The following is a 13,533-nucleotide window of genomic DNA, read 5'->3' on the forward strand; positions in this document are numbered from 1 at the left end:
CCGTATGGCCATGGATCTCGACTGGCGGAGTTTTGGGCGTGAGGGCGGCCTGTTCCGGCGCCTGCGCGGCGCCGCCGGCGAGGCCTGGGGCGGCTATACGTGGCATCCTTTCGTGCGCGGGCTCTCCGACGGCATGCTGCCGCTGCCCGCCTTCCGCCATTACCTGATCCAGGACTACCTGTTCCTGATCCATTTCGCGCGTGCCAAGGCGCTGGCGGTGGTGAAGGGCGAGAGCCTCGCCGCCATGCGTGACAAGGCGAAGGCGGTGCTGGCGATCCTCGACGAGACGAAGCTCCATCTGCAGTACTGCGCGGAATGGGGCCTCGACGAGGCCGCGGTGATCGCGACGCCGGAAACGGCGGAGACCGTCTCCTACACGCGCTGGGTGCTGGATCGCGGGCTCGCCGGCGACATCCTCGACCTGGAGGTGGCGCTCGCCCCCTGCACGGTCGGCTATGGCGAGGTGGCGCTGCGCATCCTGGCCGACCCTGCGCGCCTTCGCGACGGCAATGCCTATGAGAGCTGGATCGCGGCCTATTCATCCCCGGACTACCAGGCGATGGCGCGCGCCGCGGCGCAGCGGATCGACGCGCTCGGCGACAGCCATGGCGGCGAGGCACGTTTCGCGCGGCTGGCCGCGGATTTCGCGGAAGCCGCGCGGCTGGAGCAGCGCTTCTGGCAGCAGGGGCTGGACGTCGCGCGATGAGGATTCTTGTCGCCATGTCGGGCGGGGTCGACAGCTCGGTGGTCGCCGGGCTGATGGCCGAGGCCGGGCATGAGGTGATCGGCGCGACCTTGCAGCTCTACGACCACGGCGCCGCGACGTCGCGCAAGGGCGCTTGCTGCGCGGGGCAGGATATCCTGGATGCGCGGCGCGTCGCCGACCGGCTCGGCATCGCGCATTACGTGCTGGATCGCGAGAACCGCTTCCGCGACGCGGTGATGCGCGACTTCGCCGACAGCTACGCGCGCGGCGAAACGCCGATCCCTTGCGTGCGCTGCAATCAGACGGTGAAGTTCACCGACCTGGTCGATCTCGCCCGCGATCTCGGCTGCGAGGCGCTGGCGACCGGTCACTACGCGCGCCGCATCGACACGCCGGAGGGGCCGGCGCTGCTGCGCGCCGCCGATCCGGTGCGCGACCAGAGCTACTTCCTCTTTGCGACGACGCGCGAACAGCTCGCCTTCACGCGTTTCCCGCTCGGCGAGATGCCGGACAAGGCGGCGGTGCGCGCCGTCGCGGCGCGGCTCGGCCTTGGGGTCGCGGAGAAGCCGGATAGCCAGGACATCTGCTTCGTGCCGCAGGGCAGCTATGCCGATGTGGTGGCGAAGCTCCGCCCGGATGCCGCGGCGCCCGGCGAGATCGTCGATGCGGAGGGCCGGGTGCGCGGCACCCACAAGGGCATCGCGCACTACACGGTGGGGCAGGGCCGCGGCCTCGGCATCGCGGTCGCCGATGGTGAAGAGCGGCTCTATGTCGCCGCCGTCGATGCGCCGCGCCGGCGCATCACCGTCGCACCCCGCACCGCGCTGCCGGTGACCGATGCCCGCGCCGGCGAGGCCAATTGGCTGGTGACGCCGCCCGCCGCACCGGTCCGCGCACAGATAAAACTGCGCGCGCGGGAAGTGCCGCAGCCCGCGACCATCGCCTGGGACGCTGCGGCGGGCGAGATCGCGATCGCGCTCGACGCGCCGGGCATCGTCGCACCCGGCCAGGCGGCGGTGATCTATGATGGGGACCGCGTGCTCGGCGGCGGCTTCCTCAGGGCCCGGCTGGCGCGGGCGGCCTGAGGGTTCCGAAAAAGCGCCTGATACGATTGACAGGAGGGGCGCCGGGGCTCTACTCCGCGCCCTCCATGGCGGTGTAGCTCAGCTGGTTAGAGCACGGCACTCATAATGCCGGGGTCGGCGGTTCAAGTCCGCCCGCCGCTACCATGGATCCCAATCCCCGATATCGAAGTGACGGCGAGCAGGACCCTCAGCGGCCTGTCAGGCGTCCCGACAGCATGGACGAGCCCCTTCCGGCGCGGCGCCCGCACAGGCAAGATGTTACGGAAGCGGCACGCAAGGGACCGGCCATGGCGACGAGGGCCTATCAAGGCAGCAGCACGGAGCGGCGCCCGGGACGCATGGAGCGGATCCTGCCCTGGATCTTCCTCCTCACCGGGTTGGGGCTGTTGGGCGGGGCGGGCTTCGCCGCCTGGTCGGAGATCAGCTTCCGCGGCGTGGCGGCGGAGACGGATGGGCGTGTGGTGGAATTGCGGCCCAGCACCAGCCGCGACCGGGACGGGCGGGTCTCCACCACTTATGCGGCCGTCTTCACCTTCACCCTGCCCGATGGCTGGGTGGTGCGGGTGCCGTCGGGGACCTCCTCCAACCCGCCGTGCTGCTCGGTGGGGGAGGTGGTGCGCGTTCGCTATGACCCGCAGCGGCCGGAGCGGGCGCAGATGGTCGGCTTTCTGTCGAGCTGGCTGGTGACGTTCATTCTGGGCGCGCTCGGCGTGGTGTTCACCGGCGTCGGCTTCGGCACGCGGGCGCTGTTCGGCAGCAGGTCGAAGGGCGTCGGCCTGCCATGGGTCGAAGTGCCCTTGGCGGGGCTGCGGCGAGATTCCTCGCCCTCCGGGCCGCGTTGGGTGGTGCAGGCGCGATGGACGGACCCGCGGAGCGGCGCATCGCGGCTGTTCGAGAGTGAGCCACTGCCCTTCGACCCGGTGCCGCAGATGCAGAACATGCGGGCGGTACAGGTCCGCTTCGACCCGGCGCAGCCGCAAGGGGAGTACCAGATGGACCTGTCCTTCCTGGAGGAGCCCGCCGTCTGAAACGGCGCCGCGCCTCCGGCGCCGGGTGATCAGCCGCTCTCGCGGAGGATCAGCTCGAACCCGACATCGACCCGGCGCGGCCCGGACGGGTCCAGCACCAGCCGGGCGGCCGCCTGGCCGATCGTCGTGCCGTGTACGCGGATGGTGCTCAGCCGCGGCGTGGTGAGCTGGCCCATCTCCAGATCGCCAAGCCCGACCACGGCGACGTCCTGTGCGCTGGCCGGCCCGCTCCGCGCCAGCCCGGCATCCCTGAGCGCTGCCAGCAGGCCGATCGCCAGCGCATCATTGGCCGCGAAGACGCCATCGACGCCCGCGAGGTCGGGCAGGGCGCCGGTACCGGCCATGGCGCTCCGGTCCAGGAACAGGCGTCGCGGCTCGGGGAGGCCGAGTTCGAGCGCCGCTGCGCGGAAGCCGTCCCAGCGCCGGCCGGCACGCGAATCCGGGCCGCCGATGAAGGCGAGGCTGCGGCGGCCCGCCGCGGCCAGGTGGCGCGCCACGGCATCGCCCGCCGCATGGTTGTCGAAGCCGGCGACCGCGTCGATCGGCGCCGCCGGCAGGTCCCACATCTCGACGACCGGGATGCGGGCGCGCCGCAGCATCGCGGCCCCCGCCTCGGTCGCCGGCGATCCGATCAGCATCAGCGCTTCCGGACGCCGGGCGAGCAGCGCCATCAGCAGCCGGTCCTCCCGCACGGGATCGTAGTTCGACTGCGCCAGGATGACCGCGAAGCCCAAGGGCTCCAGCACGTCCGACAGGCCCTGGACGGTGTCGGCGAAGATGGAATTGGCGATGGTCGGCACGATGACGGCGACCGAATTGGTGCGCGCGCTGGCGAGTGACCCCGCGACCAGGTTCGGGATGTAGCCCAGCTCCTGCATCGCCGCCTCGACCCGTTTCCGGGTGTGGGGTTTGACGAGGCCCGGCAGGCGGACGACGCGGCTGACCGTGATGGGGGAGACACCGGCCAGCGCCGCCACCTGGGTCAGGGTCGGCGCGGCGGGGCGCGGCGATTCGGGGCGGCGGTCGGACGGCATCGGACGCCCAGCCTAGTTCATTTTCGCGGCAAGTGGCCGGGGAGGGCGCTGATTCCATTTGCGCCCGGCGTATGACAGCGCAATCATGACAGCGCTATCATTTGTCGGCGAGCCTCGGAAACAGGGTTTCCGGGCTGGGGAGAGGGAGGAACGCGAATGATCTCGGATGACCTAGTGCGGGCCTATAAGCGGGACGGCGTGATCGTCGTGCCCGAGGTGCTCGGATCGGAGACCCTGTCGCAGATGCGCCAAGTGGTGGCCGAGCTGGTCGCCGCGTCATCGGCGACCACCACCCACACCGATGTCTACGACCTGGAGCCCGGCCACACGCCGGAAAACCCACGCGTGCGCCGGATCAAGACGCCGCACAGGGTGCACCGCCTCTTCGACGACATCGTGCGCAGCGAGGCGGTGCTCTCCATCCTCAGGCGGCTGATCGGGCCCGACCTCCGGCTGCACGGCTCCAAGCTCAACATGAAGTCGGCGCATTACGGCTCGCCGGTGGAATGGCACCAGGACTGGGCCTTCTACCCGCACACCAATGACGACGTGCTGGCGATCGGCGTGCTGCTGGACGACACGGATCTCTCCAACGGGCCGATGCTGGTGACGCCCGGCACCCATGTCGGGCCGCTCTGGAGCCATCATGGGGAGGATGGCCGCTTCGCCGGGCTGATCGACCCCGACCTCATCCGCGCCGAGATCGACCGTGCCGTGCCCTGCATGGGGCCTGCCGGCAGCATGTCCTTCCACCATGTGCGGGCGCTGCACGGCTCTGCGCTCAACACCTCCGACCGCCCGCGCAACCTGCTGCTCTATGAGGTGGCGGCGAGCGACGCCTGGCCGCTGATGGGCGTGAAGGATTTCGACGAATTCGACAGCCGCCTGCTGTCCGGCCCGTCCGTGGTGGCGCCGCGCATGGCGGCGGTTCCGGTGCGGATCCCGCTGCCGCCGCCCGCCCGCCAGGGTTCGATCTACGAGACCCAGTCGGCAGCGAAGAAATCCTACTTCACCAAGGCCGCCTGACACCCCGAACCAGCCGCGCCTCGACGCGCGGCTGGCCCGACCAAGAACGAAGAAATGGGAGGAATGAATGACTGGTCCCGCAACCGGTAGCGCCGGACGCGCGCCGCTCCGCGTGATCGCGGCCGCCTGCATCGGCTCCGCGCTCGAATGGTACGACTTCTTCCTCTTCGGCACCGCCGCCGCCCTGGTGTTCGGCGAGCTCTTCTTCCCGCGCAGCGATCCCTTGGTCGGCACCCTGCTGGCCTTCCTGACCTTCGGCGTCGGCTTCGTGGTGCGCCCGCTCGGCGGCATCCTGTTCGGCATTATGGGGGATCGCTACGGCCGCAAGCCGGTGCTGGTCATCACGCTGCTGATGATCGGCATCGGCACCACGCTGATCGGCGTGCTGCCGACCTATGCGACCGCCGGCTACTGGGCGCCGGTGATGCTGGTGGCGCTCCGCGTCGTGCAGGGGCTCGGCGCCGGCGCGGAATACGGCGGCGCGGTGATCTACCTCGTGGAGAACGCGCCCGCCAAGCATCGCGGCTTCTGGGGCGGCTTCGCGCCACTCGGCGTTTCCGTCGGCAACCTGCTCGCGGCCGGCGCCTTTGCGCTCGTCACCATGCTGCCGCGGGAAGAGATGATGGCCTGGGGCTGGCGGATCCCCTTCCTGGCGAGCTTCCTGCTGATCCTGGTCGGCCTCTATGTGCGGCTGAAGCTGACGGAGACGCCGGTGTTCACCCAGGCCGTCATCGAGCGCGGCAAGGTGGAGAGCAACCCGGCGATGTCGGCGCTTCGCAAGCACCCGCGGAACTTCCTGGTCGTGCTCGGTGCCCGCATGGCGGAGAACGGGCTCGGCTACCTCTTCCCGGTGTTCGGGCTCAGCTACGTCACCATCACGCTCGGGGTGCCGAGGGCGGATGCGCTCAGCGCCCTGATGCTGGCCTTCGTGGTCGAGCTCTTCACGATCCTCGGCTTCGCGGCGCTGTCGGACCGCATCGGCCGGCGTCCCGTCTACATGTTCGGCGCGCTCGCCGGCGTGGCGCTGGCCTTTCCCTTCTTCTGGCTGGTCGGCACCAGGGAATGGATCTGGATCGCAGTGGCCTTCATCCTGGCCCGCGCGGTCGTCACCGCGGCGATGTTCGGCCCGCAGGCCGCCTATTTCGCGGAGCTGTTCCCGCCGCAGCGGCGCTTCGCGGGCTTCGCCTTCGCCCGCGAGCTGGGCTCGCTGCTGGCCGGCGGTCCCGCGCCGTTCCTGGCGACGGCGCTGGTCGCCTGGGCATCGGGCAGTTGGTGGCCGGTCGCCTGCTACGCGGCGCTGCTCTCCGCCATCACCGCGATAGCGGTCTGGTACGGGCCGGAGACCTATGAGGAGAGCATCACGACCGACAACACCGTCCCGGCCGAGGCGCCCAACGCCCTCCCGGCGCGGAGTTGATCGCATGGCGCAGCGGCTGCTCATCCTGCAATCGCTCTGGGCCATGGAGCGGCGGCTGGCGGACCAGCCGGAATGGCCGCTGCTGACGCAGCTCACGATGATCCGCGATGCCGGCTTCGACGGGGCGGGGGTCCGCTTCGTCGATCCGGGTTTCGCGACGGAGGCCACCGGCTTCCTGCGCGACCACGGCCTGACCTGGCAGGCGCAGTGCTATCCAAGGACGGTCGATGACCTGAAGCCGGTGCTGGACCTCGTGGCCCGGCTTGGCGCCGACCACGTCAACCTTCAGCCGGACGTGCGGCCGCACCGGCTGGAAGAATGCATCCCCTTCCTGGAAGGCTGGCGGCGCCTCGCTGACCAGGCAGGGGTTCCGGTCCATGTCGAAACGCATCGCGACCGCATGACGACGGACCTGTTCTTCACGTTGCGGCTGCTGGACTGTTTCCCGGACCTGCGCCTGACGGCCGACCTCTCCCACTACTTGCTCGGCCGGGAATTCGCCTGGCCGGTGGACGACGCCAACCACGCGCTGATCCACCGCATCCTGGACCATGCCTGGGGCATCCATGGCCGCATCGCCAGCCGGGAGCAGATCCAGGTCTCGCTCCGCTTCCCGCAGCACCAGGGCTGGGTCGGCCTGTTCATGGGCTGGTGGGACCATGCCATCCGGTCCTGGCGCCGGCGGGCCGGGCCGGACGCGGTGCTGACCTTCCTCTGCGAGCTCGGGCCGCCGCCCTACGCGATCACCGGGCCGGACGGCGCCGAGCTTTCGGACCGTTGGCAGGAGGCGCTGCTGATGAAGGACACGGTCCGGGAGCTGTGGCGCCGGATCGAGGCGGAGGACGGCCGGCTGACGTGAATCGCCGGCCGGCGCAAGCCGGGCCTTCGGGGACTTGCCGGGAATATCCGGCGATGCGCTCGGCGCCCAGGCTCCTCGCCCGTTCCTGAGCGACCAAGAGCGGGCTAATGCTGCTCTTTGGTGCTTTTCATCGACAACTCCGGGATACGTCGCATCGACCAGCGCTGTTCTGGCTGCAATCCTGCATGCCGAAGTGATAGACTGCGGCTATTCGATCGGGAACTGCCGGTCCACTTTGATAGGACGGAGGTAACACCACTTTGCACCTGCGCCGGGACTTGGGCGATCAGCGAGGGCGGCAATTCGCGGCACTTCCCCTGCGGGGGAAGGGCAAGGATCTGGAGGTCATGCTCGTCACCAGCCGGGACACCGGCCGATGGGTGCTGCCCAAGGGTTGGGCGGAGGAAGGCCTCACCGGCTCCAAGCTGGCCGCGAAGGAAGCCTTCGAGGAGGCCGGCCTCGTCGGCACCGTCGCCGCGGTTCCGATCGGCGCCTACGGGTATGAGAAGCGCCTGTCGGGGGACCGGACCAGGCCCTGCGAAGTCGCGGTCTTCACCATGCGGGTGGCGCGCGAGCTCGAGGATTGGCCGGAGCGCCACCAGCGCCGGCGCCAGTGGTTCAGGCTTTCGGAGGCAGCCCAGCTCGTCCAGGAGCAGGACCTCGCGGATCTGCTGCAACGGCTCGCCGCGCGATCGGCCGCTTGATCCGGATCAGCGCCGCCGCAGCGCAAGGCTGGCACCCGTGAGCAGCGCAGCGGCCCCGCCCCACAGCACCAGGGCTGGCAGCAGCGGCAGCAGCACACCGGCCAGCAACGGCCCGGTGCCGGCGCCGATGTCGCGCCAGGTCGCCTGGCGGGCGAGCGCCGGCACCCGCGCGGGACCTGGGTTCTCCTCGGCCGCCACGGGACCGGGCAGGGGCTGCAGCAGCGCGCGGATCAGCACGGTCGCGACCGCCGCCGGCCAGAGCAGCAGCCCGCCCCAGCCGAGCAGCGCCAGGCCTCCGGCGGCAGCGATCGACAGCCCGACCAGCAGCGGCTTCGCGCCGACGCGATGCGCCAGCGCCCCGCCCGCCGGCGAGAGCAGGATCTCCGCGGCATAGCGCAGCGCCAGCGCGGCGCCGGCGGCGAGGCCCGCGCCGGTCGGCAAGGCCTCGGCCGCGAGCAGGGACAGGCCAATGACGAAGAGCCCGTCGAGCGTCAGCCCGAAGCAGAAAGACCAGACATCGAGCGCCGCCGGCAGGGCGAAGCGCGGGCCGGAGGCCAGCTTGCCCTCGGGCTCGCTCGGCAGGCGCAGCGCCGCCGGGATCGCCAGGAGGGCGATCACGCCGAGGACCATGAAGACCGGCCGTGGTCCCGCGACCTCGGCCAGCGCCGCGCCGGCCAGCAGCCCGACCATCGGCCCCACCGCGACGATCGATCGCGCCCGCCCGCTGCGCCGGGCCGCACCCTCGGGCAGCGCCGTGGGCAGGGCCTGGTTCGCGATGTTCATGGCGGCGAAGGCAAGCCCCCAGAGCAGCCGTGCGATCAGCAGCGCCCAGACACCGGAGAGCGTCGCATAGCCGAGCGTCGCCAGGGCGGCGGCGATGGCGGCGAAGCAGCAGGCGGTGCGCGGTCCGCGCCGTGTGTAGAGGCCGGCGACCTGGCCGTAGCCGAGGATTCGCACCAGCCGGTTCGCAGCCAGGAGGATCCCCGCCTCCGCCAGGGTGACGCCGAATTCGGCGGCATGCAGCGGCAGGAGCAGATAGAGCACCGTATCGCCCGGCAAGGTCAGGGCGAGGGTGAGGGCGGCGGAGCGTGAATGCCGATCGGCCTCGGCGGCGGTCGGCCCGCTCACGTGCGCATTCCTGGCAAGCTGGCCCCGTGCGAGTGAAGAGTAATAAGAGCGATGTAACGAAGAATGGGCATGGGCGTCGCCGCCCTGCCTCTCCCGCCTGATGGCCAGACTGTCAAGGCACTGTCATGGAAATGGCATGGTATTGTAAAATAACGCGCTGATTGATCGGCGACGAATACGCGACTTGCTGGCCATCCGCGCCGCCGGTCAGGCATCCGCCCGCCGGGTGGCGTCCGGACGGCGTGGCATTGCCGCCGCGGTCGCTGGGAGGGGCAGCCTCCGATTGCGCGAACTGCGCAGCTTCCCCTGACATCCTGCCGGCACGCTTGCTTCGACCCCGTGCCAAGGCGTCTCTGCATATTGACAGCGCCGCCGGGGCGGATCATGAGGCGATGCGGCATGCGCATTTAGCGCAGATTTTATTCAGAAATGCGCGAATTGCGCATTGGCGGCGGAGGACCCATGCAAATCCCGATTAAGCGCGCCATCGAGCGGGTTCCTGGCGGCATGATGGTCGTGCCCCTGGCGCTCGGGGCGCTGATCGCGACCTTCGCGCCGGACACCCCGAAATTCTTCGGCTCCTTCACCGGCGCCCTGTTCAGCTCCGGCGCCCTTACGATCCTGGCGGTGTTCTACGTCTGTATGGGCGCCAGCATCGACTTCAAGGCGACCCCCTACATCCTGAAGAAGGGCGGTACGCTGTTCGGCGTGAAGATCGGCGTCGCCGTCATCCTCGGCGTCGTCTTCGGGCAGTTCCTGGGCGAGGCGCCGGTCACCGCCGGCGTCTTCACCGGCCTCTCCACGCTCGCCGTCGTCGCCGCGATGAATGACACCAATGGCGGCCTCTACATGGCGCTGATGGGCCAATACGGGGAGCCGCGCGACGTCGGCGCCTATACCGTCATGACCCTGGAATCCGGCCCCTTCCTGACCATGGTCACGCTCGGCGTCGCCGGTCTCTCGGCCTTCCCCTGGCCGACACTCGTCGGTTCCGTCCTGCCGCTCCTGGTCGGCATGCTGATCGGCAATCTCGACCGCGACATGCGGGACTTCCTGAGCCGCGCCATCCCGGTGATGATCCCCTTCTTCGCCTTCGCGCTGGGCAGCGGGCTCGATCTCGGCAAGGTCTGGCAGGCGGGGCTGCTCGGCCTTGGCCTCGGCCTCGCCGTGGTGGTGGTCACGGGCATCCCGCTCTTCCTCGCCGACCGCGCGATCGGCGGCACCGGCGTTGCGGGCGTCGCCGCCGCCTCCACCGCGGGGAACGCCGCGGCCGTGCCGGCGATCGTCGCCGCCGCCAACCCGGCCTATGCCGAGGCGGCCGCGCATGCGACCATTCTGGTCGCCGCGGCTGTCATCGTGACCACGGTGCTGGTGCCGCCGCTGACCGCCTGGACGGCGCGCCGCGTCGGCGTGCAGGCACCGCCGCCGCCCGCGGCGCATTGAGGCGCACGCCGATGTCGCCGCGCTGGCTGATCCTCGCCGACGACTTGACCGGCGCCGCCGATTGCGCGATCGCCTTCGCGCGGCGCGGCCTCTCCGCCTCCGTCGGCTGGAGCGATGCTGCCATCGGCGAGGATCCGGTGTGCGCCATCGACGCCGACAGCCGGCGGCTGTCGCCGGCCGATGCGGCGGCGCGGCATCGCGCCCTGCTGGAAGCGCATCACGGCCCGGGCGTCGGGCTGATCAAGAAGATCGATTCGACGCTCCGCGGCCAGCCGGCCGCGGAGCTGGCCGCGACCATCGCGCTCCTGAAGGCTGAGGGCCGTGGCGCCATGGCGATCGTGGCGCCCGCCTTCCCGGCGACCGGACGCACCACCGAAGCCGGCCGTGTCCGGCTGAACGGCGCGGCCCTGGAAGCGACGCCGCTCTGGGCGCGCGACCACAGCTATCCGGATGCCGACCTCGCCAGGATCCTGGGCGATGCGGGCCTCCGCACCCGGCTCCTGGATCTGCGGGCGGTGCGGCGCGGGCGGGAGGACCTCTCCGAGGCGCTGCGCGCGGCAGTGGCGGAGGGGATCGACGCGGCGATCTGCGATGCCGTCGCGCCGGAGGATCTGGCCGCGATCGCGGAGGCCAGCCTGCCATTGGCGGGGCGCGTGTTCTGGACCGGCTCCGGCGGGATCGCCGTCGCCCTGGCCGGCGCGGGCGCCAAGGCCGAAGTCGCGGCACCCGCGCTCGATCTGCCGCGCCGCGCAGGTGGCATGCTGGTCGTGGTCGGCAGCGTCGCGGAGGCGTCGCGCACCGCCGCTTCCCGCCTCGTGGCGACGGGGGCCGCGCGGCCCTTCAGCGTCCCGGTGGCGACCCTGCTGGCCGGGCCTGCGGATGCGGCGTGGCAGGCCGCCGCGACTGGCATCGTCGCCGCCCTCGATGCCGGGCAGACCGCGCTGGTCGAGATCGCCGCCGATCCGGCGGCCGATCTGTCGCGCGGTGCCACGCTCGCCGAGCGGCTCGCGGCGCTGCTGACGCCGGCGGCCCCGCGCACGCGCGGCCTCTTCGTCACCGGCGGCGAGACCGCCTGCGCGCTGCTGACCCATCTCGGCGTGCATGGCATCCGGCTGCTGGACGAGCTGGAGCCGGGCGTGCCGCTCGGGGTGACGCTCGGCGCGCATGCCATCCCGGTGATGACCAAGGCCGGCGCCTTCGGCGATGCCGAGACCATCGGGCGGAGCCTCGCCCGCCTGCATTCCCTTCTCGAACGGTGAGGACAGACCATGACCGAGGCCACTGACAGCCGCCCGATCGTCGCGATCACCATGGGCGACGCCTCCGGCATCGGCCCCGAGATCATCATGAAGGCGCTGGCCCGCGCTGACGTCTACGCGATGTGTCGCCCGCTGGTGATCGGCGATGCGATCCGGCTCCGCGAAGCCGGCGCGATCGCCAAGGCGGGGCTGGAGGTCGCGGCGCTGCTCGGGCCGGAGGGCGCACGCTATGGCCAGGGCACGGTCGACTGCATCGATCTCGGCCTGATCCCGGCGGGCCATCCCTTCGGCCAGCTCTCCCCGCTCTCCGGCGAGGCCGCCTACCGCTATATCGAGCGCGCGACGCGGCTCGTCCAGGCCGGCGCCGCGGACGCGATCTGCACCGCACCGCTCAGCAAGGAGGCGCTGCACGCCGCTGGCCACAAATATCCCGGCCATACCGAGCTGCTCGCGCATCTGACCGGCACGCCGGAAGTGTCGATGATGCTGGTGGCGCCGAAGCTCCGCGTCATCCACGTCACCACCCATATCGGCCTGATCGACGCCATCCGGAAGATCGAGCCCGGGCTGGTGGAGCGCGTCATCGCGCGCGGCCGCGACACGCTGCAAAAATCCGGCATCGCGGAGCCGCGCATCGGCGTCTGCGGCATCAACCCGCATGCCGGCGAGAACGGCCTCTTTGGCCAAGGCGAGGAGGAGGAGAAGATCATCCCCGCTGTCGCCGCCTGCCGGGCGAAGGGCTGGAAGGTCGATGGCCCGTTGCCGGCTGACACGCTGTTCTTCCGCGCAGCGCGCGGCGATTTCGACCTGGTGGTCGCGATGTATCACGACCAGGGCCATGGGCCGGTGAAGGTGATGGGGCTGGAGGCCGGGGTGAACATCACCATCGGCCTGCCGGTGGTGCGTACCTCCGTCGATCACGGCACGGCCTTCGACATCGCGGGGAAGGGCATCGCCGACGAAGGCAGCCTGGTGGAGGCGCTGCGCCAGGCGGTCGATCTCGCACCCAAGCGGGGCTGATCCCGCGGTTCCTCCCGGAAGGGCAATCGTCTAGGCTGCGGCAACCATGCGCCAGAGCACGACGCGCCGCGACCAGATCCTGGATGCGCTCGCCGGCGGCGAAGCGGATGTGGATCGCCTCGCCGAGCGCTTCGGCGTCTCCGCCTCTACCATCCGGCGCGACCTGCAGCGCCTGTCGGAGCGGCGTGCCATCGCGCGCACCTATGGCGGCGCGATCCTGGCCCCGGGCGCCGAGGAGCAGAGCCTGCGCAAGCGGGAAGGGCTGCACCGCGAGGCCAAGGACGCGATCGCCGAGGCGGCGCTCGCGCTGGTGCGGGACGGCGAGACGCTGATCCTCGATGGCGGCTCGACGGTGCAGGCCTTCGGCCGGCGGCTGCGCGGGCGGCGCCATCGCATCATCACCAACAACCTCACGCTGATCCCGCTGCTGGCGGATGCGCCGGAGATCGAGCTTATCGTGCTGGGCGGCGCGGTGCGGCCGATCAGCATGGGCACCACCGGCCCGCTTGCGGAGGCGGCGCTGCGCCGCATGACCGCCGACCGCATCTTCGCCAGCGCCGATGGCGTGGTGGCCGGGCGCGGCCTTTGCGAGGCGACGCTCGAGCAGGTCTCGCTCAAATCCCTGATGATGGCGCAGGCGGCGGAGACCGTGGTGCTCGCGGATGCATCGAAGCTTGGGCGGGCCGGCCAGCCCTGCTGGGCGCCCCTGCCTGCCGCCTGGACGCTGATCACCGACGCGAGTGCCGCCTGCTGCGCGCCTTTCACCGAGGCGGGCGCGCGGGTGATCCAGGCGGTGCCGGAGCTTCCCGACTGAGGAGAAGGCG

At 71.0% G+C, this 13,533-nt stretch carries 13 protein-coding genes and 1 tRNA gene; 12 read left to right on the forward strand and 2 right to left on the reverse strand.

From position 1 onward, the window contains the following. Positions 1-4 precede the first annotated feature (4 nt). The 4 genes from GXW71_RS02395 to GXW71_RS02410 all read left to right on the forward strand — a co-directional run bounded on the left by GXW71_RS02395 (position 5) and on the right by GXW71_RS02410 (position 2,819). Positions 5-706 carry a TenA family protein gene (locus GXW71_RS02395; protein ID WP_246526211.1) on the forward strand — a complete coding sequence of 234 codons (702 nt, stop codon included), beginning with the start codon at positions 5-7 and terminating at the stop codon, positions 704-706. Further along, a complete protein-coding gene (gene mnmA / locus GXW71_RS02400) occupies positions 703-1,791 on the forward strand; it encodes a tRNA 2-thiouridine(34) synthase MnmA (protein WP_211850791.1) in 1,089 nt (362 codons plus the stop codon). Before GXW71_RS02395 ends, mnmA begins: the two co-directional genes overlap by 4 nt. Before the next feature lie 67 nt (positions 1,792-1,858). After that, positions 1,859-1,935: transfer RNA gene (locus tag GXW71_RS02405), tRNA-Met, on the forward strand. A gap of 143 nt (positions 1,936-2,078) precedes the next feature. After that, positions 2,079-2,819, forward strand: coding sequence for a DUF3592 domain-containing protein (locus tag GXW71_RS02410; protein ID WP_211850792.1), 741 nt, complete (start codon positions 2,079-2,081; stop codon positions 2,817-2,819). Positions 2,820-2,848: 29 nt separating this feature from the next. Here GXW71_RS02410 and GXW71_RS02415 read toward each other — a convergent pair whose 3' ends face one another. Then, positions 2,849-3,853 (reverse strand): LacI family DNA-binding transcriptional regulator, encoded by a 1,005-nt coding sequence (locus GXW71_RS02415; protein WP_211850793.1) that lies wholly within the window; start codon positions 3,851-3,853, stop codon positions 2,849-2,851. A gap of 156 nt (positions 3,854-4,009) precedes the next feature. Between GXW71_RS02415 and GXW71_RS02420 the strand changes: the two genes are divergently transcribed. From GXW71_RS02420 to GXW71_RS02435, 4 genes are all read left to right on the forward strand, one after another. After that, positions 4,010-4,879: a phytanoyl-CoA dioxygenase family protein gene (locus tag GXW71_RS02420; RefSeq protein WP_211850794.1), complete on the forward strand. Its 870-nt coding sequence runs from the start codon at positions 4,010-4,012 to the stop codon at positions 4,877-4,879. 67 nt (positions 4,880-4,946) lie between these two features. Then, entirely contained in the window at positions 4,947-6,296 is a 1,350-nt protein-coding gene (locus GXW71_RS02425; RefSeq protein ID WP_211850795.1) for an MFS transporter, read from the forward strand. A 4-nt stretch (positions 6,297-6,300) separates the two neighbouring features. Then, the gene (locus GXW71_RS02430; protein WP_211850796.1) at positions 6,301-7,155 is read left to right on the forward strand and encodes a sugar phosphate isomerase/epimerase family protein; all 855 of its coding nucleotides are present in this window, start codon (positions 6,301-6,303) and stop codon (positions 7,153-7,155) included. A 278-nt stretch (positions 7,156-7,433) separates the two neighbouring features. After that, a complete protein-coding gene (locus tag GXW71_RS02435; protein WP_281417249.1) occupies positions 7,434-7,859 on the forward strand; it encodes an NUDIX hydrolase in 426 nt (141 codons plus the stop codon). A gap of 6 nt (positions 7,860-7,865) precedes the next feature. Here the strand turns inward: GXW71_RS02435 and GXW71_RS02440 are convergent, their stop codons facing one another. Further along, a complete protein-coding gene (locus GXW71_RS02440) occupies positions 7,866-8,987 on the reverse strand; it encodes an MFS transporter (protein WP_211850797.1) in 1,122 nt (373 codons plus the stop codon). A gap of 462 nt (positions 8,988-9,449) precedes the next feature. Here GXW71_RS02440 and GXW71_RS02445 point away from each other — a divergent pair, with 462 nt between their 5' ends. The 4 genes from GXW71_RS02445 to GXW71_RS02460 are packed head-to-tail and all read left to right on the forward strand — an operon-like array spanning position 9,450 to position 13,523. Then, entirely contained in the window at positions 9,450-10,430 is a 981-nt protein-coding gene (locus GXW71_RS02445) for a 2-keto-3-deoxygluconate permease (protein WP_246526213.1), read from the forward strand. Positions 10,431-10,441: 11 nt separating this feature from the next. Further along, positions 10,442-11,689, forward strand: a complete 1,248-nt coding sequence (locus tag GXW71_RS02450) for a four-carbon acid sugar kinase family protein (RefSeq protein WP_211850798.1) — start codon at positions 10,442-10,444, stop codon at positions 11,687-11,689. A 9-nt stretch (positions 11,690-11,698) separates the two neighbouring features. Further along, a complete protein-coding gene (gene pdxA, locus GXW71_RS02455; RefSeq protein ID WP_211850799.1) occupies positions 11,699-12,709 on the forward strand; it encodes a 4-hydroxythreonine-4-phosphate dehydrogenase PdxA in 1,011 nt (336 codons plus the stop codon). Positions 12,710-12,755: 46 nt separating this feature from the next. Continuing rightward, positions 12,756-13,523 (forward strand): DeoR/GlpR family DNA-binding transcription regulator, encoded by a 768-nt coding sequence (locus GXW71_RS02460; protein ID WP_211850800.1) that lies wholly within the window; start codon positions 12,756-12,758, stop codon positions 13,521-13,523. Positions 13,524-13,533: the final 10 nt, after the last annotated feature.

This window comes from Plastoroseomonas hellenica, from assembly GCF_018129085.1.
Classification (GTDB): Bacteria; Pseudomonadota; Alphaproteobacteria; order Acetobacterales; family Acetobacteraceae; genus Plastoroseomonas; species Plastoroseomonas hellenica.